Source organism: Parabacteroides sp. AF18-52 (genome assembly GCF_003479145.1).
Taxonomy (GTDB): domain Bacteria; phylum Bacteroidota; class Bacteroidia; order Bacteroidales; family Tannerellaceae; genus Parabacteroides; species Parabacteroides faecis.
Window position 1 is genome coordinate 90,963 of record NZ_QUGR01000006.1, and the last position, 23,294, is coordinate 114,256.

11 protein-coding genes are annotated in these 23,294 nt (G+C 42.1%); 9 read left to right on the plus strand and 2 right to left on the minus strand.

Annotated features, from left to right (window positions below; all coding sequences use genetic code 11):
- The first annotated feature begins 28 nt into the window (after positions 1–28).
- From DWX23_RS12020 to DWX23_RS12055, 8 genes are all read left to right on the plus strand, one after another.
- Positions 29–2,761: a polysaccharide deacetylase family protein gene (locus tag DWX23_RS12020; protein ID WP_122374666.1), complete on the plus strand. Its 2,733-nt coding sequence runs from the start codon at positions 29–31 to the stop codon at positions 2,759–2,761.
- Positions 2,762–3,318: 557 nt separating this feature from the next.
- Positions 3,319–3,897, plus strand: coding sequence for an RNA polymerase sigma-70 factor (locus tag DWX23_RS12025; protein WP_122355274.1), 579 nt, complete (start codon positions 3,319–3,321; stop codon positions 3,895–3,897).
- Positions 3,898–3,972: 75 nt separating this feature from the next.
- Entirely contained in the window at positions 3,973–4,947 is a 975-nt protein-coding gene (locus DWX23_RS12030) for a FecR family protein (protein ID WP_122374667.1), read from the plus strand.
- Between the two features lie 212 nt (positions 4,948–5,159).
- On the plus strand, positions 5,160–8,399 hold the full coding sequence (locus tag DWX23_RS12035; RefSeq protein ID WP_233587592.1) for a TonB-dependent receptor: 3,240 nt from the start codon (positions 5,160–5,162) through the stop codon (positions 8,397–8,399).
- A gap of 6 nt (positions 8,400–8,405) precedes the next feature.
- Positions 8,406–10,037 (plus strand): RagB/SusD family nutrient uptake outer membrane protein, encoded by a 1,632-nt coding sequence (locus DWX23_RS12040; RefSeq protein WP_122374669.1) that lies wholly within the window; start codon positions 8,406–8,408, stop codon positions 10,035–10,037.
- Positions 10,038–10,114: 77 nt separating this feature from the next.
- Positions 10,115–12,658: a GH116 family glycosyl-hydrolase gene (locus tag DWX23_RS12045; RefSeq protein ID WP_122374670.1), complete on the plus strand. Its 2,544-nt coding sequence runs from the start codon at positions 10,115–10,117 to the stop codon at positions 12,656–12,658.
- A 4-nt stretch (positions 12,659–12,662) separates the two neighbouring features.
- A complete protein-coding gene (locus DWX23_RS12050) occupies positions 12,663–13,253 on the plus strand; it encodes an RbsD/FucU domain-containing protein (protein ID WP_122374671.1) in 591 nt (196 codons plus the stop codon).
- A gap of 142 nt (positions 13,254–13,395) precedes the next feature.
- The gene (locus DWX23_RS12055; protein WP_122374672.1) at positions 13,396–17,001 is read left to right on the plus strand and encodes a glycosyl hydrolase; all 3,606 of its coding nucleotides are present in this window, start codon (positions 13,396–13,398) and stop codon (positions 16,999–17,001) included.
- A gap of 95 nt (positions 17,002–17,096) precedes the next feature.
- Here the strand turns inward: DWX23_RS12055 and gadC are convergent, their stop codons facing one another.
- A complete protein-coding gene (gadC, locus tag DWX23_RS12060) occupies positions 17,097–18,656 on the minus strand; it encodes a putative glutamine/gamma-aminobutyrate antiporter GadC (RefSeq protein ID WP_122374673.1) in 1,560 nt (519 codons plus the stop codon).
- 199 nt (positions 18,657–18,855) lie between these two features.
- On the opposite strand from gadC, the gene DWX23_RS12065 reads away from it, so the two are divergent.
- The gene (locus tag DWX23_RS12065; RefSeq protein WP_122374674.1) at positions 18,856–19,620 is read left to right on the plus strand and encodes a potassium channel family protein; all 765 of its coding nucleotides are present in this window, start codon (positions 18,856–18,858) and stop codon (positions 19,618–19,620) included.
- Positions 19,621–19,724: 104 nt separating this feature from the next.
- Here the strand turns inward: DWX23_RS12065 and DWX23_RS12070 are convergent, their stop codons facing one another.
- A complete protein-coding gene (locus DWX23_RS12070; RefSeq protein ID WP_122374675.1) occupies positions 19,725–23,186 on the minus strand; it encodes a hypothetical protein in 3,462 nt (1,153 codons plus the stop codon).
- Positions 23,187–23,294: the final 108 nt, after the last annotated feature.

Sequence of the window (23,294 nt, forward strand, 5' to 3'; positions counted from 1 at the left end):
TTTATTGAATAATTATAAACTCAATCACATGAAAAATATATCCATTATTTTTTTATTATTCTCTTTGATCGTACACGATACGCATGCCCGGATACATTGGCCGGAAGGGAAAAAAGCAGCTGTAATCCTCACATATGACGACGGTTTAAAATCTCAGCTTCAAATTGTAATACCACAATTGGAAGAGCACAATTTTAGAGGAACTTTTTTCTTGTACGGGCAGGTTGTCAAAGAAGAAGATATCCCGGAATGGCGTAAAGCCAGTCAAAGGGGCCATGAACTCGGAAACCACAGTATGTTTCATCCCTGTCTCTCCCAGACCACCGGGCAGACCGCAGAACCTTGTCGTTCTTTGGAATGCTATTCGGTAAAAGATATGCTTATCGAAATCGGAATGATGAATAACTTCCTGTATGCAATAGACGGAAAAAAAGAACATGCGTATGCTTACCCTTGTTCCCAATGCGTAGCCGGAGGAGAAGATTATTCAAAGCCTCTGTTAGCTTCAGGCCTGTCGAGATTCGCACGCGGAGGAGATCGCGGAATCATAACAAATACCGACAGCCTGAACTATGCGATGATACCGACACTTCCCGCCCATACCGGAATTTCTGCTGATTCATTGATAGCCTATGTACAGGAAGCTGTTGAGAAAGGAGGACTCGCAATTATTGTCTTCCACGGTGTCGGAGGAGATTATCTGACAGTTGATGCAAATGAACATAAAAAATTAGTAGACTTCCTTGCCTCCCGTCCGGATATATGGGTCGGAACATTCTCTGAAGTTTTGAATGCGATTACGACAGGGAAAAACACTCCGAAAGAGCAGAGCACGGTACGGATAGATACCAACGGTGATTTCATAACGTATGTCTCCCCCTACTATGCGCTATCATGGTCCAAAAATTTCCCGATGATGTCCTATTGGAATATAGAGTCAGGAGGACGTAACCGGAAATACCTGGATAAATCATTATTACGTCCCGGAAAAGGAGGTGTGCTCATAAACCGGGACAATTCTTCCTTTCTGACTCAAAATCCGGCAATATACAAAGGGATGGAAACTTGTTACGAGAACGTTACTTTTCCTGATAAGACAGTAATGAACTGCTCAGTCATACCGACCAATGAACGACAATTTTCTATTACGATCGGAGGAGGAGGTAACAAATTCAGCCATGAATTTTTCCGGATCCATACAGCTCCGGATATCGCTCCCATGTCAGTATGGGCTGAGAAAACAGAAAATAAACCATCGACATTATATGACACACCTGTTACGATTTATACCCCACAAATAGTAAAAGCCTCTTTTCGATTACCGGCAGTACTTCATTTCCCTGATTATGGCCTGGTTAAAATAGAAGCAGATCAGGATGAAGTTTATATTCAGGAACATTTTGTTCCCGATTATGAAAATACGGGATTATCCTTAGGACCATTTAACAGAGGCGGACATGCCTGGAGAAAATCAGTGCATCTAGGTTCGGTTATTCTTTCATTCCATTCTGAAAAACCGATAAATAAAGCATGTCTGACCTTCACAGTATTGGATGAGAACTATCCGCAAATAGCGGGCTGTGATTTTTCAGATCCCCGCTTCAACGGGTTAAAACGATGCTGGCAAAATTCATTTACAGTGAATCCGGTACACCAAACAATGGGAGACAACATTATTTTGGAAGGTATCGGACATCTTTCCCTGGCATTCAAAGCGGATATGATCCCGTTCACACCTGAACTGCCGGGAACATACTCCATGAGAGCTGCTTTACGAACTTCTATAGAAATAGCGTTGCAGGAACGGATCGGGGAGAATAACCGCATTAAAGATTTTGGTTGGGAATGTACGGAAACGACATTGATCTCTTTGCATAAATATTTACTTGCAACGAACGACTGGGATTTTATTCGTCATTATTTACCTCAAATCAACCGGTTAGTAAAAGGTGTACTGGATGCAGACACAGACCATGACGGGATATTTGAAGCCCCTTTCCACGGAAATCAATTCGAAGAAGGAAGAAGTAGCTGGAACTGGTGGGATGATTTTGCTTTCGGTCATAAAGATGCTTATTTGAATATATTAGCCTATAAAGCACTAAACGGCATGCACCAGATATATACTTTACTGGATATGAAAACGGAGGCAGACTCCATCCGGACCCGCTTAGACCTGTTTCATAGTGCTTTTAATCATACATTCTACAATAAAGAAACAGGTATGTATGCCGGATGGATAAGTCAGGATGGGAAAATCCATGATTATCAATTTTCATTCGTCAACTCTATGGCCATTAATGAAGGACTTGTTGAAAAAGAGCGTTCGAAAAGGATCATCAAAAAGTTATTGAAAAACATGAAAGAGGCAGGATATAATTTCGTTTATGGTGTTCCAGGCCCTACAGTTCCCGTATCGAAAGAGGATAAAGGTAAATGGGATGAAATGACCCGCTGGGGACGTTATGAAAATGGAGGACTATGCGGACAAACTGCTTATCATTTTATACAAGCGCTCTACAATACAGGCATGAAAGAACAGGCAGATGAAATCTTATTTAAAATGATGGATACCTATGAACGGGAGTATACTCATTCCGGTCTGTTTCCGGGATATTTGCAAAGTGTGGATTGGCGGACCAAAGGAGGAGCTCCTACCGGCTACAATTACCTGGCAGATAATTATTACTTTCTGTTAGCTGCAATAACAGGTTATTACGGTATTAAATATCCGGAATTAAAAAATCCCGGTAACCGATAAAGAATTTCATGCCGATGTAACCGAAAAAAGTATGCTTACTAATTTGAATTAGTACGGCGACTAATCAGCGGTTGACAACCTTCAACCGTATGGTTGATAATTATCGGCCATACGGTTCACAATCATCAGCCGTATGGCCGACAATTATCAGCCGCTGATTTCTTCAGTATGTACCAGGGAAAGGACAAGAGCATCTATCTGAATACTAACAGATTAACTTAGAACGGCAATATAAAGATAATTTTCCGTAAAGCAATAGGAAATAAAATAATTTACGGCTGAAAATTTGTAATAGTTAAATAAGCACTTCTCAGATGTATCTAAAAACAAAAATAAACGCACTAATAACCTGAGTTCTAGAAGAACTATTATATTTATTGAAATACAAATATAAGTTATTTATAAGATAAGTTCCTAATTGTGTGGAATAAATCATTTGATCCAAAGAACAGTATACAAAGTTTTTTTTTAAATGATACAAATATTTATATATCTGATTATCAATTATATAAATAGATATTTTAGATGTAGTTCTTCTAGAACAAAGTTATCAATCAATGAAAACAAAGGTATTGGGCGAACAAAGAGAGGATGTCAGATTTGAAGACATTTACCTCTCTTATTTCTCAAAAATGAAACACTTTGCCAAAGAGTACGTCATCCTGGATGAAGATGCCGAAAATATTGTGCAGGATGTCTTCGTTGAACTTTGGGAAAACAAAGAAATGCTCAATATGCATATGAATCTCATCGCCTACTTATTCACAACCATCAAAAATAAATGCCTGAATCACCTGCGCCACCAACTTGTCGTACAAGATACAGCCAGTAAACTACAGGAAGAATACGCTATCTCCCTACGAATGAATTTAGATTCACTGGAAGCCTTCGATAACAATCTTTTTTCCGATCAGGATATTGAAAAACTCATTAGCCGAGTATTAGACTCCCTTCCTGAAAGATGCAGGACGATATTCATCATGAGCAAAATTGAAGGTAAAAAACAGAAAGAGATTGCTCAGGAACTGAATATTTCTATTAATACCGTTGGAAGTCAAATAGGTATTGCCTATAAAAAACTAAGAAACGAACTCAAAGATTACCTCCCGATACTGCTGTTTCTACTTTCCTTATAAGAATTTCGAAAAAAATTATTTTTTGTTTAACGATTTTCTTTCGTTCAGGTGTCTACTATATATAAGGACAAAATTATGAATGAACAAATAATAAAATATTTCCAGGGAGAGCTCGATACTACAGAAAGGTTGCAGCTTTTAAGACTGGTGGAGACTGACGGTGAATTGAAAAAACAATTCATCGAATATAAAAATATGAATGCCCTGCTGACTCTTTCCGACCGATCAGACAATAAGGAGGAGAATAAGCAAGGATATATATTATTCAACAAAATCATCCGGACAAAAAAGATACGTAAAACCATGTTGCATGCAGCCAGTTATGCTGCGGCCATCGCATTGCTCGTTTTATCGACCTATTGGCTCACTGCCAGTCATTATGAGGTGCAACAACCTGTAGCGAACATCGAAAACACCCTTTATGTACCTGCCGGTCAACGTGTAAGACTAACTTTGCAGGACGGAACCGAAGTCTGGCTGAACTCTCAGACCAAATTGACTTACCCGGCTTTATTCTCCGGAAAAGAAAGACGAGTGACCGTGGAAGGAGAAGCCTTTTTCGATGTCGCTAAGAATCCGGAAAAACCGTTTATCGTATCTTCCCAGGGAGTAGAAATGAAGGTCTTAGGCACAAAGTTCAATGTAGACAGTTATCCTGGCGAAAAAGATATTCAAACAAGCCTGCTCGAAGGATCGTTACATGTCTATTTTCCACATTCCGGGAAGAAAGGAGTGATCCTTAAACCTGATGAAAAAGTGACAATAAAAGAAAATCAAATGCAAATCAGCTCTATACCTCATCCTGACTATTTTCTTTGGAGAGATGGAATATATAGTTTTGAGAATGAACTTCTTATCGACATCCTGAAAAAGCTGGAACTCTACTACGACGTAAAAATAGAAGTCAAAGACCCCTCTATTTTCAAATGGGAATACACAGGTAAATTCCGTCAACGGGACGGCATCGACGAAATTCTCCGGATGATACAGAAAATACATAAATTTAAAATACAAAAAGATGAAGAAAGCAATATCATCACATTAAATTAATTGAATGTCGAACCTTTTAAATAGTATGCCTATGGGAAAACTCTTTTAGAAAAAATAACGGCAGATGTTGGAACCATCCGCCGTTAAGAAGCAAGTAAACACTAGCAGTTAAAATTAGTATTCACCTAACAATTAGCAAAGATATGAAAATAAAAACTTTGTTACCACTCTTTATTGTACATGATAAACACTTTAAAGAATATTTTAGAATCATGAGAATATCACTTGTTATGCTCTTCGTCTGCATTTTCCAGATGGTTGCGGTCAATTCTGAAGCACAAAATACCATCATAAAACTGGAGACAGACGTACTTTCCGTTGGTCAACTTATTAATCAAATAGAAAAACAGACTGACTATCTGGTTGTATTCAGAAACCGGGAAGTAAATACCGAACGTTCAATCACTGTTCACAAAAAAACAGGAAAAATAATTTCTTATCTGGAAGATGCATTCAAGGATACGGATATTACTTACGAATTTGACAATAAATACATTTTATTACTCAAAAAGAATGGTACGGACAAACCATCTCTTATCAGCCAGCAAGGCACAAAAAAAATAACAGGCGTCGTGACAGATGTAAACGGAGAGCCTATTATTGGAGCCAATGTTTCTATAAAAGGAGCTACTACAGGGACAATCACGGATATGGATGGAAAATTCAGCTTGGATATACCAGGTAATTCCACATTACTCATCTCCTATATCGGCTATATTCCCCAGGAAATCCGCATAGGTAACCAGAGTATGGTCAAAATCAGTTTGAAAGAAGATACACAAGCGCTGGATGAAGTCATTGTAGTCGGTTTCGGCACACAGAAAAAAGTGAACCTGACCGGTGCCATAGGAACGATAAAAACAGATGAAGTATTGAAAGCACGCCCCGTAACCAATGTCCAGGAATTGATGGCCAGCTCCGTTCCGGGCATGATGGTCAGTAAAGGTAGTGGTGCCGCTGGATCAGGAGCCAGTATTAATATCCGGGGTACATCCACTATAGGCAGCAGTTCCGGTGTATTAATTCTGATCGACGGAATACCGGGTAACATTTATACCCTGAACCCCAACGATATCGAAAGCATCTCCGTGCTAAAAGATGCTGCGTCTGCTTCCATCTACGGATCACGTGCAGCCAATGGCGTTATTCTCATTACTACAAAAACAGCAAAGGCTTCCGATCGTCCGGTAGTGGAATTCTCTACAAATATCGGTATCCAGAATCCACAGTTCAAACTTGATTTTGTAGGTGCGGAAGACTATATGAGATTGTACGACGAAGCATTGATGAACGATGGAAAAGACGCTTATTTTGGAGAACAAGGTATTCAGGATCTGCGAGCAGGAAAGTATGCGGACAATAAATGGTATAAAGAGATTTACAATAAAAATACCCTTATCAACAATACCCATATCGCCTTGTCGGGAAAGGAAAGGTCAATCACTTACCGTGTTTCCGTGTCGAACGACTATCAGGAAGGAACATTGCCGAATAACAATTATAACCGTCTCATTTTTAAACCGGACCTGCAATTTCAGATATTAAAGAATCTGACGGCCCGTTTAAATATGCAATATACGCAAACGAATATCAAAAATCCGAACGGAGGAACAGAATACTGGCAAAGCCAATCCAGCCGGATATCTCCGATTACAGCAATCAGAGAACCAAACGGACTATATGCAATCGGTTCTTCCATGGCAAGTAATCCGATAGCCGGAGTAAACGAAGCTGGTTATTCCAAAGAAAGGCATAAAGAAATGCTGGCTATTTTCGATGTTGTCTATTCTCCTTTGAAAGATTGGAATATTAAAGGTAGTGTATCCGGCTATACCCACGACCAGACGAACAAGGACAGGGTCAATACATACTACCTGTACGATGCGGACGGAAATATTGCAAAAACAGAGAATATGGTATCGTCACTAAAAAATACGAATGCCTATGATTTCCGTACCCAGTTACAATTTACGACAGATTATGCTTTCAGTATCAATTCGAAACACAATTTCAAAGTGCTGGCTGGTTATTCCCAGGAATATTACAAATATGAAACATTCTGGGCTTCCCGCGACAATATGCCTTTTGACAATATAGACGTTCTCGATACAGGCAGCAGTAATAAACAAAATGGAGGAAATGCGAAAGATGTTGCTATCCAATCCTGGTTCGGTCGTTTGAATTATGACTATGAGGGCAAATACCTGTTTGAAGCGAACATCAGGGGGGATGGTTCGTCACGCTTCGCAAAAGGACATCGCTGGGGTACATTCCCATCATTTTCTGCCGGATGGAATATCAACCGTGAATCGTTCATGGAAAATATCGACTGGCTATCCGAACTGAAGATCAGAGCTTCCTGGGGTAAACTGGGAGATGCAGAAAAGGTCGGTTATTACCCGACAGCCCAGGTACTGGCTTACAATCCTAAGATTTATGCCTTCAACAATAACCTGGTCGGCGGCGCATACAATAACGTCGCAATCAATAAGGATATCTCCTGGGAAGTTTCAACATTCACAAATGTCGGACTCGACTTTGGTTTCCTGGATCAAAAGATCAAATTAACCGTAGATTACTTCAACAACCTGAGAAGCGATATCCTGTACACACCACCGGTCCCGACAGAGTTCGGATTATCGGCACCTCTTTCCAACCTTTTGAAAATGAGAAATCAGGGTATGGATTTTCTGGTAAGTTACGATGACAGTCGAGGTGATTTCTCATGGGGTATCGATGCGAATGCCAGCTTTTCAAAAAATAAAGTGTTGGAAATGGGAGAATCAGATAAATGGATAGAAGGAAATGCCATCACTTACCTGAACGACCGTTACCAGCTACCTTATGGATATGAGGCCGAAGGCTTGTTCCAAAACGAAGAAGATATTGCTAATCATGCCAAACAGGGTAATGTACTGCCAGGCAATATCAAATTTAAAGATCAAAACGGAGATAAGGAAATCAATGGAGAAGACCGTACCGTTTTGAACAGAAAAATACCTGTAAATTACGGTATCAACTTGCGTTTCGGTTACAAAGGATTCGACTTCTCCATGAATATGTATGGCCGTTTAAATGTCAAAAAGTATATCAGCGGATACGAGGGATGGGCTTTCTATCTGTCGCAGAATGCACGTCCAATGCATATGGATGCCTGGAGCGAGTCAAATCCTGATGCAACCTATCCACGCCTGACCCTGACAAATACAGCCAACGATACTCAATACAACAGCTACTGGCTCCGTAAAGCCGACTTCCTGAAAATTCAGAACGTACAGATCGGTTATACGATCCCGAAAACACTACTGGAGAAAGTAAATATTCAATATCTCAGACTTTACTTGTCCGGACAAAACCTGGGAACCATTACCGGTTATGACGGCTTCGACCCGGAAGGTAGCTGGTACCCGCTATCGAGAACATTTGCATTTGGTTTAAATCTTCAATTCTGATAAAATATGAAAAAATATAGTATCTATATCATGTTGGCCTCAGCGCTCATATTAGGCAGCTGCAGCGATTTTCTTGACAGAGATCCGTTATCCCAGGCTTCAGAAAATACCTTCTGGCAAACAGAAGCAGACGCAGAGAAAGGGATAAATGCTCTTTATCCTCTTTTACCCGGCGAACGCGACTTCTGGAGAGACTGTGAAAGCGATAACTCTCTAATGACAAATTCATGGGGCGAAAGTGGCCTGGGTTACATTTGCCAGGGTATCCATAACGCCGCAACCGGTTACCTGAAAGAAGAATGGACTTACGGCGATATCTACCGCATCCTCTATTATCTCGACAAACTGAACGGTATAACCATCGATGAGACGAAAAAACAGCGTTTCGAGGGAGAAGCACGTTTCATCCTGGCATTGAAATATTACAGAATGACACGTCATTTCGGTGATATTCCATTGATCAAAGAAAAACCGATCGAATTAGAAAATGCAGCACTACCCAGAAGTTCTAAGCAGGAAGTCCTGGATTATGCACTGGAAAATGTAAACAAAGCTATCGAATATCTGCCAGATAGTTACAGCGGAGCCAATACCGGCCGTATCAATAAGGCAGCCGCGCTTACATTAAAAGCAGACATGTATCTGGATATGGCCAGTTACAAAAAATTCCATAATAACCAGGATGCTGCCGACCTATGGAAAGAAGCCGCCGATGCTGCCCAGAAAGTGATCGATATGAACATGTATGATCTTGAAGAAGATTTTGCCTACATCTTCAAATCAGAAGCCAATAACAATAATAAAGAAGTTATCCTGGCTAAACAATACCTGGAAGACGAGATTACTCACATGTTGCCGATCCTTTGTTCGCCTGCCGGAACAGGAATAACCGGACAAGGCTGGGCCAGCTTCTGCCCTACACGCCAGCTGGTCGATTCGTACGAAATGACGAATGGTGAAAGCATCTACGAATCGAAAGAGTATGACATGAACAATCCATGGGAGAACCGGGATGCACGCCTGAAGAAGACATTCTTCCTCCCGGGTTACGAATGTCTCCGTCCGAACGGTAAATATGAACCTTATATGCCCCATCCGGCCTTTAACAACCCTGAACGCATAAACAATGAGGGAGGCGGCATTACGGGATATATGTATCTGAAATATAACGATCAAACATTAGCTAAGCCAGCAAACTCATGGACCAACTTCAGCCTTTACCGGTATGCGGAAGTCTTGTTGATCCAGGCGGAAGCATTGAATGAGTATGATCCGGGCAATGCAAAAATTGCCACGAACGTGAACAAGGTAAGAACACGTGCCGGTTTGCCTTCTGTCGATAAACTACTGGGCAACCAGGAACAAATGCGTGAAAAGATCCGTGGAGAGAGACGTCATGAATTCGTAGCGGAACATAAACGTTACTTCGATATCCTCCGCTGGAAAACCGCAGAAAAAGTTCTGAATGAACCCGGATATGGTATTAATAAGGATGAAAAGGCTGCGATCGGAGACTATACGCAGGAAAAATTCCTGGGACAAAACAGGACTTTCGATTCTTCCAAGCATTATTTGTGGCCTATCCCGCAAAACGCCAGAGATAATAATCCGAATCTGACACAGAATCCGAACTGGTAATCTGATTGTAAAACCGAAAGGCTGGTTAGTAAGGCATAGTATAACCAGCCTTTCAATTAATATACTTAATTTTACGCATGAATAAATTCAAATTGATCGTAACCGGAACATTACTTTCCGGTATCATAGCGGCTCAGGAATGGAAGCCGCAACAATGGCCCGTACTTAAAAAATACGACCAGGGACACCTCTACCAGATCGCATTGCCGTTAGGTGGAATAGGGACCGGGACAGTATCACTCGGTGGTCGCGGAGAACTCCGGGATTGGGAAATTATGAATGTTCCGGCAAAGAAATACAGTACGGTAACAACCGGTAATAATGCTCCGTTTTTTGCAATCTATGCCAAACCGCAGAACCGGGAAGCTACTACTACATTACTGGCGGGGCCTTTATATCCCCAGGAATATCTTCATTATGAAGGCCGTCCGGTAAATCATCATGGTCTTCCCCGCTTTGCACAGGCGTCATTCGATGCTGCCTATCCTTTCGGGCAAGTACACTTGTCTGATAAAGATCTGCCTGTAAAAGTGAAAATAAAAGGTTTTAACCCGCTGATTCCGGGCGATGCGGAATCGAGCGGACTACCTGTAGCAGTTCTCTCTTACGAAGTTACCAACACCACCAACCAACCGATAGACGTTGCCATCTGTGGTTCCATGCGCAACTTCATAGGTAAAGACGGAAGTAAATTCCGCACAGACTGGAAAGGTGATTACATACCTGTCGGCGTGAAAGACAATAAGAACAAATACATTGAAAGCAACGGAATAAAAGGAATCTATCTTTATTCGGACGGTGTGGATAAAAACGATCCGGCCTGGGGAACTGTCGCCCTTACCACCCAGGCAACCGACGGCGTAACCTACCGGACCTCCTCCAAAGCCGATAGCTGGAACAACGGCATCTTAAACTTCTGGGACGATTTCAGCGCAGACGGCATGCTGACGGAACGGAACAAACAGGAAGATGAAGACCCGATGGCCTCTTTGTCTGTAAAAAAAACCGTAGGAGCACAAAGTACGGAAACATTTACTTTCTATATCACCTGGAATTTTCCGAACCGGAAAGCCTGGTCTTCCACTGTTGTCGGCAACTATTACAGCCAGCAATATCCCGATGCCTGGAAAGCAGCAGAGACAATTATACCACAAATACCCGGACTGGAAAAGAAAACATTATCCTTCGTAAACGCCCTACTCAATACATCTTATCCGGATATTGTAAAAGAAGCAGCTCTGTTTAACCTCGCCACTTTGCGGTCACAGACCGTATTTCGTTTACCCAGCGGGCATATGATGGGATGGGAAGGTGTAATGGACCGTTTCGGTTCATGTGCCGGTTCATGCACTCATGTATGGAATTATGAAGTGGCAACTCCTTATCTGTTCGGAGAACTGGCAAAAACCATGCGGGATGTAGAATTCAATTATGCCACCAAAGAAAATGGTTTGATGAACTTCAGGGCCTCTTTGCCGCTCTCGGAAGCGAGTAAAGAGAACAGTGCAGCAGCTGACGGACAAATGGGCTGTATTATGAAGATATACCGTGAATGGCAGCTTTCAGGCGATACCGATTTCCTGAAAAGCAATTGGGAACAGATAAAGAAAGTTCTTTCCTATGCCTGGACGGAAAAAGGATGGGACGGCAATCAGGATGGTGTCATGGAAGGTTCCCAGCATAATACTATGGACGTGAACTATTATGGTCCAAACCCTCAAATGGGCTTCTGGTATATGGGAGCATTAAAGGCTGCTGAAAAGATGGCTATAGCCATGAAAGACAAAAACTTCGCGAAAAAGTGTCACACGTTATTTGAAAAAGGCAGTAACTGGATGGATGAGAATTTGTTCAATGGCGAATATTATGAACATAAAATCACCGATCCGGAAACGTTCGAATATCTGGATATGAATAATCCGGATGTCAAGATCCCGCCTTTCCAGCTAGGTCCCGGTTGCCTGGCAGATCAGTTGGTCGGTCAATACATGGCACATCTGTGCGGATTGGGTTACCTGGGGAACAAAGATCACATTCATACGACTATGAACAGCATTATGAAATATAACTATGTAACAGACTTCAGCCGCCACTTCAATAATATGCGTTCTTATGTAATGGGCAATGAATCCGGCCTGCTTATGGCTTCCTGGCCCAAAGGACGTTTGGAAGTTCCATTTCCTTACTTTGCAGAGGTAATGACCGGATTTGAATACTGTGCCGCCGTAGGTATGATTTACGAAGGCATGGAAAAAGAAGGCCTAACCTGTATCCGGTCTGTACGTGAACGCCACGACGGAGCCAAACGGAACCCTTTCAGCGAACCGGAATGCGGACACCATTATGCCCGTTCAATGGCAAGCTGGTCTGCCATTATCGCCTTAAGCGACTTTCAATATTCGGGTGTCGATAAAAGTATGAAAATTACGGACCGCCCCGGAAATTATTTTTGGAGTAACGGATATGCATGGGGAACTATCCAGGTTACTGAAAATGATGTTACCATCGAAGTGATCAACGGTTCACTCCGACTGAAATCTCTTATCGTCGGTAATAACAAAGAGATAAGACTGAAAGATTTTAACCTGCCGGAAGGAGATAAACAAATTATCAAACGATAGAATTATGAATAAACGGATCATAATATACTGTTTATTGGCCAACTTGTTTCTAAGCTGCAGCATTCAAAAAGAGCCTGCAACAGAGCTACAGACTCAGTACTCCGCAAATTGGCAAACCGCCTTGCAGGAAAAACTTCCGCTGTTAGGCCACCGCAACTGGATAGTCATAACGGACATGGCTTACCCGTTGCAAGCCAAAGAAGGCATCACCACCCTGTATGCAAACGAACCCTATACAAAGGTGCTAGGTACAGTAAAAAAGATGTTGGATAACTCTTCACATGTGTATGCCCATACTTACCAGGATAAAGAATTATCTTTTCTGGAAGAGGACATTTGTCCGGGAATAGCAAATCTGAAAGAGGAAATGAAAAAGGTATTATCACCATCTGAAATAATGCATATCGAACACGATAACCTGATTGGCCGCCTGGATAGCATCAGCAACCTATTCGAAGTGGTTATTATCAAAACAGGATTGACAAAACCCTACACATCGACCTTTTTTGAGCTTGATTGCAAATACTGGGACAATCGCAGACAATCCATACTCAACGGGCGGATAGCTGACGCAAAAAACGTCCCGCAACACTGATTATAGCAAGACAGGGAGATACCGTAACATAGTATCTCTCTGTTTTTTAGATCAAAACACATAATAATAATATCATATTTGAAACATTCTTCTCCTGATTAGTTCCTATTTTTGTTTTATTATGGACATAAACTAATCACCCATGAAAAAGCTCCTTATCCTCACCTTATGCGTTCTGTCACAGATCCTGTCTGCCCAGACAAGACAGTTGGCTCCCGGTCATCCGGACCGTTCCGGTAAAACAGATTTGAAAAGCGGATTTGCAACACCTCCAAAAGGATATGGAGAAGTGCCCTTTTACTGGTGGATGGGAGATACACTGACCAAAGAACATCTTACTTATCATCTGGACCAGATGGCTGCCAAAAAAGTCACCAGCCTGCAGGTCAATTATGCCCATTCGGATAAAGGAGGAGTCAGCTACGGTCTTACTTTTCCTTCCAAACCGGCCCTGTTCACGGAAGAATGGTGGGAGCTGTTCGGATGGTTCATGGATGAAGCGAAAAAAAGAAATATGACCGTCAGCCTCAGCGATTATACACTGGGAGTAGGCCAAGGTTCCTATGTCGACGATGCCTTGAAGGAAAATCCGGGACTAACAGGTGCCGAACTGAAATTCGAAAGCGACACCATCCGCGACAAATATGAAAAGACCTGCCACGAACAATTACTTTCCCTCTATGCCTACCGGTTGGGAACGGATGGAAAGATCATTGAAAACTCCGGCATCGACCTGTCCAAAAAGGTCACAGGCAATAAAATAGAATGGCAGTCACCCGAAGGAGACTGGATCGTAACACAGGTATATAGTGCTACTAAAACACCTTCACTCGATCCGATGCACCCTCTCTCAGGAAAAAGCTATGTCAAACATTTCTTCCAACGGTTTGAAGACCGTTTTCCGGAACAATCCAAAGGAGGACTCAACTTCTTCTTTTCCGATGAGTTGAACTTCAACCTGCATGGCTATATATGGAACGCAATCTTCCGGGACGAGTTCAAAAAACGGAAAGGGTACGATATTATGCCTTATCTTGCCGGCCTGTTCACAGATATCGGTAGTAGCACTCCTAAAATACGGTTGGATTACAATGATGTCATGGTTTCGTTAAGCGAAGAAAACTTCTTTATACCGGTATATAAATGGCATGAAGACCGTAATCTGATCTACGGCTGCGATCATGGCGGGCGGGGAAAAGATGTCAGCGAGTTCGGCGACTATTTCCGTACCCAGCGATGGAACCAGGCGCCCGGTTGCGATCAGCCGAATCTCGGAAAAGATATAATAAAGAACAAAGTAGCCTCTTCAATTGCCCATCTTTACCAACGTCCCAGAGTATGGTTGGAAGGTTTCCACAGTAGTAACTGGGACACCAATACAGCCAATCTGACCGATGCCACATTTGCTAACTTCGTGATGGGACAAAACTTACTGAGCCTGCATGGTTTCTACTACAGCACGATGGGAGGATGGTGGGAATGGGCACCTCCCTGCAACCACACCCACATGCCTTACTGGGAAGAGATGGGACCGTTCCTGGAATGTACCGAACGTCTTAGCTATATCCTTTCGCAGGGATATCACCGGGCAGATGTCGCTATCCTGTATCCGGTAGAAGCAGTCGTAGCCGGTTATGACAACACAGCGGTTCAGAAAGCATTCAGCCTGGGAGAATATCTGTATAAGGAAGGCATCGATTTCGACTTCATGGATTATGAATCGCTTGCCAAAGCCAGTATTAAAAACGGTAAGATCAATATCTCCGGTGAAGAATTCAGGGTATTGATCATCCCGTCCATGAAAGCGATCCGTCATTCTTCTCTGGAAAAGGCCCTCCGGTTCAAACAAAACGGGGGGATCGTCATCAACCTGGGAGAGCTGCCCGAAGCAACAGAGAAGAAAGGACTGAACGATCCCGAAGTCCGGTCGATACTCAACAAACTGTTCGGGCCGGATAGCAGGAATGCATTTATTGCTAACGAAAACAAAGAGGTCCTGGATATTATCGACACAAATCTTACCCGCGATTTCCGTATCCTGTCACAGCATCCGCAAAAAGATACACCCTATATCATGCACCGCAAACTGGGAAACAAAGAGCTCTATGCCGTGTATAATGTGCCTTCGGGCAACGAATGCTTTTTCCGTGCTACCGGAGGACTCGAACTATGGGACCCCTGGACAGGAAAAACAAAAGAAATCACTGCCTCAAAAGTAACACCGGAGGGAACCATCATCCGGATGCCGCTGGAAAAGCAGGATCTTCATCTATTCGTCTTCGACCCGGCTAAAAAGGTAGTAATTGCAAATCCTGACCAGGAAAAAGTCGTCAACACCATTCTACTGGACGGAGAATGGTCATTCGACCTCAAACCCTCCCTGAACAATAAGTTCGGTGATTTCCACTGGCCTGCTACGGATGAACTTCTGGGAGCCTACATCTATAAAGCCAGATACAACCAGGCTTCTTCCGAAACAAAAGACTGGCAATCTCCTTCTTTCGACGATTCAGAATGGAGAAACCAGACTTTCACTTACGGTACCAAGTTTATGATACTGGAAGCCGTACCCGAATTATCGGAGAAAGAGCTTCTCTCCCATCTTCCTTACCAGAGTAACAGGATAATCATCGACAATAAAGGATATTCCTGGAAACCTTATGACTTCTCATGGCGCTGGGGAGTTGAAAACGACTACGGGCATCAGGGATGGCACGGACTGAAAGCCACTGTGCACGACGAGTTTATCCGTATGGGCAAACTCGAAAAAGAATTCAGGGAAACAATTCGTGTAGAAGATCCCAGCGGGAATAAAAACTATTACCTCTATTCGAATGTCCTGGCACCCGAAGCCGGTAACTATCAACTGGTATTCGGAGAACTCAAGCCGGCTAAGGTCTATATAAACGGAAAGGCAAGCAATCTATCCGCTTCTACCGTTCCGCTCAATAAAGGGACCAACGAAATCGTCCTCCATTATGACACATTCGGAGTGACCTATTGTGTGATACGCAAAGCCGGAGATACTCCGCGCATAGTAAAAGAAACTATCGCAGAAAAGCCGCTTGCGATGAATTTCCGGGGAGACTTGTCATTATTGCCTTTCGACGTAAAGAGAACCGAAGAACCGACTTACGGACAATATCGTTTTACATCGGCTCCCGGCCTGCAAAAACTGGAGTTCTCGGCCTTCGGTGAAACAAAGGTATGGGCAAACGGTAGCCTGTGCGATCTGACCGTGAAAGAGAGACGTCCGGACGGCCTGACACGTTACGAGGCAACCGTAACCAACCCTTCCAGACGTATATCGACGATAGCCATATCGATAAAAGAACCGTGGGGTAATACCGGAGGTGCCGCTATCGACGGACCGATCAGGCAGACCTGCGGAGACGGATTGATATCTGCAGGAGACTGGACACAGATAGAAGGTCTTTCTACCTATTCCGGCGGTGCCTGGTACCGGAAAAATGTCCGCCTGGAAAAGCGTTCCGGCGATAAAATATACCTGAATCTGGGACAAGTCATCTCCACAGCCGAAGTCTGGGTAAACAAACAAAAAGTCGGGTTAAAGCTAACGCCTCCCTGGCGGTTCGACATCACAGAATATGTAAAAGACGGAGACAACCGGATCGAAATACTGCTTTACAATACGGCAGCCAACTACTACCTGTCTGTCCCGACCATGTACCGGGGAAGTACGAAAGCCGGTTTACTGGGAACTGCTTCCATCGAAATAGTTCGTTAATACACACCCGCACTAAGTATAATAAAGGGGCGAGACCTTCCCAGGTTCCGCCCCTCTTCTCTTTAGTACGTAGAATAGAAATTACATAAGTATGATTACGTGGGTGTATTTGTAGTACTGGTTGTATCCTTTGTTGTGCTTGTGCTATTTGTATTGGTAGTCTGAGCAGTAGCAGTAGTTCCTGCTGCAGGAGCCTGTACTTTTGCTTCTTCCCAATGGAACGGTTCGAACTCTGAATTCGGATCGACCCAGGATGCTTTTTTAGAAGCATAGATAATAAACGGAGCAACTACGACAACAATAGCACCGATGATCAATACGGCAAACCAAACGGTATTACTACCGACAGAAATCTGACTCGGTGGAATAAAGCTTAATATAAACGCCAGTAATGAACCACAAAAACCAAGACCGCCGATAAACCACATCAAACCGTTACCATGTTTACCGATACGGAACGGGCGATTGGCTTTTTTCATCCGGTAACGCAATGCGATTGCACCTGAGAACATCAGCAGGTACATAACCAGATAAAGGATCACGGTCAACTGCGACAGGATCTGATAGAAACTCTGTACGGAAGGCATTACAACGAACAATAAGCTCAGGAATGTAACAGCCAGTCCCTGTATCAACAGAATATTCTTCTGAACACCTATCTTGTTTGTTTTCTGGAAGAATGGAGGCAGATAACCGGCTTTACCAACAGTAAAGATACCTTTTGACGGACCGGCAACCCATGTCAATACACCTGCCAGCACACCGAATGCCAATGCGACCGCAATGATCGGAGATAACCAGGAAGCATGGATGAATTTGAAATAGTTATCGAAACCAACCAGCAAACTCTGTGTCAGGTTAATATCCTTTTCCGGGATGATGATACCCAGTGAGAAAGTACCCAGAACGAAAATGATCACAGTGATCAGCGCACCGATAAATACAGCTTTCGGATAGTTCTTGGATGGATTTTCCACATCTTTCACGTGAATACCGCCCATTTCCATACCGGCATAAAACAAGAAGATACTGGAAGCAAGCACCAGGTTATCGAATTTAGAGAAATCAGGGAAGAAATCACCGTGGAAGTCCATGTTCGAATGACCGCCCATAGACAGGTAAACAACTCCTAGAATAATCAGCAAGGCAGCCGGAAGGATCGTCCCGACAATACCGCCTACTTTAGCAACTTTACCTACCCAGCTCAATCCTTTCAGTGAAATAAAGGTAGCCAGCCAGTAAATGATCAACACTACAACCAGTGTATACATTTTGTTTGAAGCCAGAGTCATGTCGTGTGCATCGTTCATTCCGATAAAGGCGATGGAAACGGCACCGAAAGTCAATACGGTAGGATACCAGATCGTACTTTCAATCCATTGCACCCAGATAGCGAGGAAACCCCACTTCTTTCCGTAGGCTTCCCCTACCCATCGAAAAACCCCACCTTGTTTGTCCTGGAACATAGCAGCCAGCTCGGCAGCCACCAACGATGTCGGTATCAAAAAGACAATTGCCGCAAAGAGATAATAAAAGGCTGAACTTAATCCGTATACAGCCTCGGCTGGTAGTCCGCGGAGAGACACTACCGCCGTAACATTCATAATTGCAAGAGTAAAAACTCCAAGTTTTACTGCTTTTCCTACATTTGCCATGAATTTACTGTTTAAATGTGAATTTTGTTTTGTTTAGTTTCGCTTTAAATATGTCAGTAAAACAAATCGGTATTGTGTTAGTTTGTCAACAAGATGTCAAACTAGGTTAATTAACAGAATAGTGTTAAAAACAAAATCAGTCTTTCTACTGTTAGATAGCCTAAAATATTTCTATCTAAACGCCTAAATATTAAACGCAATGAAGTCTGCTTTCAGTGATATTATTTATGAGAAAAGAGGAATATACGGAGTATTGCATGTTGTCATTTTGTTACTTTCGCTATTCCTTATTGTTGTAATTTCAATCGATACATTCAAGAATATTCCCTTTATGACGCAGGGGTCATATCTGAAAATACAATTCTGGATATGTATGTTCTTCATTGCCGATTTCGTTTTAGAGTTTTTCTTATCAAAACGTAAATTATATTATCTGCAGAGCCATTTTATCTTCCTGATCGTATCCATTCCTTATCTGAATATTATTAATTATTACGGGATCGAGTTCTCTCCGGAGATCACCTATTTCCTGCGTTTTATTCCGCTGGCACGTAGCGGCTATGCGCTGGCTATCGTGGTGGGCTGGCTGTCGTCGAACAAAGCTTCGGGCTTGTTCGTCTCTTATCTGACCATGCTGCTGGCAACGGTTTATTTCTCCAGCCTGATATTCTTCGTGATCGAGCACAAGGTAAACCCGCAGGTAACCGGCTACGACGACGCCCTCTGGTGGGCTTTTATGGACGTGACGACAGTCGGTTCGAATATATATGCCGTCACTCCGACAGGAAGGATATTATCGGTCCTGCTGGCTGCATTGGGGATGATGATGTTCCCTATCTTTACCGTTTATGTAACCAGCCTGGTACAGAATGCGAATAAGAAAAAGAATGAATTATATAATGGAGACAATACACCTCAACCGAAACAGCAGACGGTATCAAAGCCGGCAGAAGGAGAAAAATAACATGCCAGGAAACTACTTTCTCCGATCGCTGACGTTCGATATAAAAAGCAGGCATGGACTTCTTTTATCTTATGAAACCCATGCCTGTTTAATACTTTACTTTACTATTTTATTACAATCTTCTGACTGAATCCCTCAAAGAAAATAATATATGCCCCTTTGACAGGAATATCTATTTCAGTGTAGGTTCCATTCAGCAGGCTTGTCTTAACGATACTTCCTCCGAATGAAGTTATATATAAAGGTATATTTTTCATCTCCTGATGCTTGATGCAGAGTTTATGATCCCTTATTACTATTTCTACCCGGTCGGAATGAATATCTTCATTTCCGACAGATGTATTGACAGTTACAGTTATAATCTTATTTTCGTATACATTGTAAATAGTATATACAGAATTTACAGGTATCAATAATTCTCCATTGGCTATCACCTGTAACTGGTTGGCTTTATACTTACTCTCCAGTCGGAATCTGAAATCATTTCCGGCCAGTACCCTTTCCGGATTATAACCCGTTTCAACCACCATTTTTACATCTTCTCTCGGTTTTACGAATGTTATATTAAATACTTCAGATATAGTAATCTCTATAATTTTATTCGAACGAATGTTTGATATGGTATATATACCCCAAATGTCAGGAGAAAGAAGAATACCGTCAACCCGTACCAGCATCTCCCAACCTTTATGTAAGGCATCTGTTACAATATGGAACTTAAAATCATCCCCTGGCTTCACTGTATTCTTATCATAGCCGGATTCAGGAACTAACGTTACTCCTTCGTCTGCATTCCAAATAATATTGAACACTCCTTCAATGACTGGGGGTGTTACCTCTATTCTCACAACCAGGTTGGCATGTACATTTACAATAGTATATACCGATCCGCCGACAGGAGTTATAAGCGTATTATTGACGAACACTTTTACAATATACTGTTCATACCCGGCTTTCGGTTTGATACTAAATTTGAAATCAGCACCTTCCAGTATAAGTGAAGCGTCATATCCGTCAACAACTTTAATATCAAAACCGGTTTGAGAAGGAAGAGTTACCGTATATCCTATTTTATTTTCCAACGTTATTGTCAATACTATATCTGCCTGAATGTTGGTAAGTGTATAGACCCCATTCGCATCGGGAGTTATCACGATAGAACCTTGCCTTACAATTACTTTTTTGTTGGAAGGAAAGACGATTGTAAACTTGAAATCACCTCCTTTTACGATAGAAGTAGCATTATATCCGCTTTCCGGTTTGACTGTTACACCGGAGGGTATATTCCAGGTTACTTTATAATTCGTACTTTGTATTTTTACTACCAAAATTTGATTGTTACTCCAGATAAACTGCCAGTTTTCCGTTATACAGACAAACTTATTTAAATACGATTCAGAAAGAACAAAACCACTTCCCCCTTTAACTACGACAGTGGATGATTCACCGTCGGTTAATATCTGCAATAGATATTTAGGAACACTCGTCATCGTTATCGCGGCACTTCCGGAAAGATAGACTCCGGTATCTATCTTCACTGTTCCTGACAGGTAAAACAGGCCAAAAGAACTCACCTGGCCGTGAATTGTACCATTGGTTAAATAGAGTATACCGCTACTCGATATACATCCGGTAATAATCCCCTCATTTTTCAATGTACTTCCTGCTTCTATATAAATCAAATTCAAGTCTTTGGAGTTACTGCTGATAGTAGCTGTCGAACGAATTACCAGTGTTCCATTGCTGCCTACTGTAATGAATTTACCGGAACTGCTCCATCCGGCAGAGAGTGAAATATTATCCAGAATAAGTCCGCCTTTCTTAATGTTTATCTTAGCAGAGCTGTTGGAAGATACCAGACTTCCTCCATTGAAGGTTATATATTTACCATCGATGGTAAGAGGCTTTGTCAATGTCACATTCTTGATGGGTATGATCGTTGGGGCAGATTCAGAACCTGGGGATGCAGCATCAAGGGCTTTTTGCAGTTCATCTTCTGTCTCTATTACAGAGGGTGTCTCTCCACCTGTCTTTTCATAAAGGATCTGATTGTTTTTCCACACCAATTTATATTCGGTATCAATGCATTCAAACATGGAAAGATAGTTTTCCGTCAGAATGAAACCACCTGTACCGCTGGCTATAACATTGGAAGATTGGTTTAATATCGCCATTTTCAACTTGTAAAGAGGGGCACTCATCAAAATAATTTCACATGAGACACCACCGCTTATCTGCACGTTTCCACTCAACTTGACCGGTACTTTGCTAAATATAGTAGTAGCACTTCCACTGTTAAAGGTTAATGAAGCATTCATATTGGAAATAATACCCTTTATTGTACCCTGATTTATTACTATGGATCCGGACTGGGACCCTACATTGATAGCACCTTCCAAAGCCCGTTCGCCGTCAATGATTGAATTATTGATAATCAATTGTCCCCCTCTGTCGAGATATACAGGTGAACCATTTGATGATCCTTTTCGAGTTATATTTATTTGATTCAAATTAAGTCCTCCTCCTTTCAGGGTAATCCAGGAATTACTGCTGTTTCCTATAATGCTCCCTCCTGTCAATGTAATATATTTACCATCAATAGTGACACCTTTCGTAATTTCCACATTTCCAATAGATATAGAGGTGGGAGAGCCTGTGCTTCCTACCGGAGCCGCATCTATTTTCTTTTGTAGTTCGTCTTCGCTGTTCACAGTGGAAGACTGTTCGGTACATATAATATTGCCATCTTTTAGATCAAAAGACCAATTATTTTGATAATCCTTGAATTTAGCAACATCATCAGTTGTCAAAGTGTATCCATCCGTAGCTGTCACAGCAATGGCACCTTCTTTTGCCAATATTCTCCAAATAGGAATTACATTTTCCAAAGCAGAAGAAAGCATCAGATGATACTCTCCATTCAGTCTAAAGTAAGATGTAATCTTGGCTGAACCTCCTATTGTAGCATTGCCTTCGGTACAAACAGAACGGATGGTACCACCAGTCATTGTGAACTGTCCTCCTTTAGCAACATAGACTTGCCCCATGTTATAATCATAACAGCCACCTATTTCTCCTCCTGTCATAACAAAAGAAGAACTTCCGTCTACCATAACACCTCCGGCTGTTACTTTGCTCGTTATATCATTATTAGTTATTACTGTTCCTGCTTTAACTGTTAGTTCTGAACTTCGTAAACTAATGAGAGGACCTACCGTATTCTTATTTTTTTCGTTGCCATCAACAACAACAGACTCTAACGTCAAATAACTATCCATCACATGCACAAATGTTCCGGGAGAATAAAAGTTATATCTTAAAAGTGTACCATTCTTTAGAGTAATATTCCTACCTCCGGTAATTTCCAGCATATCGGCTTGTTGGTAAGTTTTTCCTTCTAAATCAATGACTTTCGTTCCTTTAGCCGGAACATCATTAATCAATTGTTGTAACTCGCTCACAGTAGTTTGAGCCTTAGCAGGCAGCGATATTAAAATACCTCCCAAAAACACCAGCCAAATCAGAGAGGTGGTTAGTTTAGATTGGCTTGTATTAATCTTTTTCATGTGCAAATAGGTAAATATTAGAATTTAAGTACTTTATTTCATTTAACATATTTTAGGCGCATAACCTAACCAACGTTGGTTAGAAGTCTTAACTGCCTCCGGTTAGAC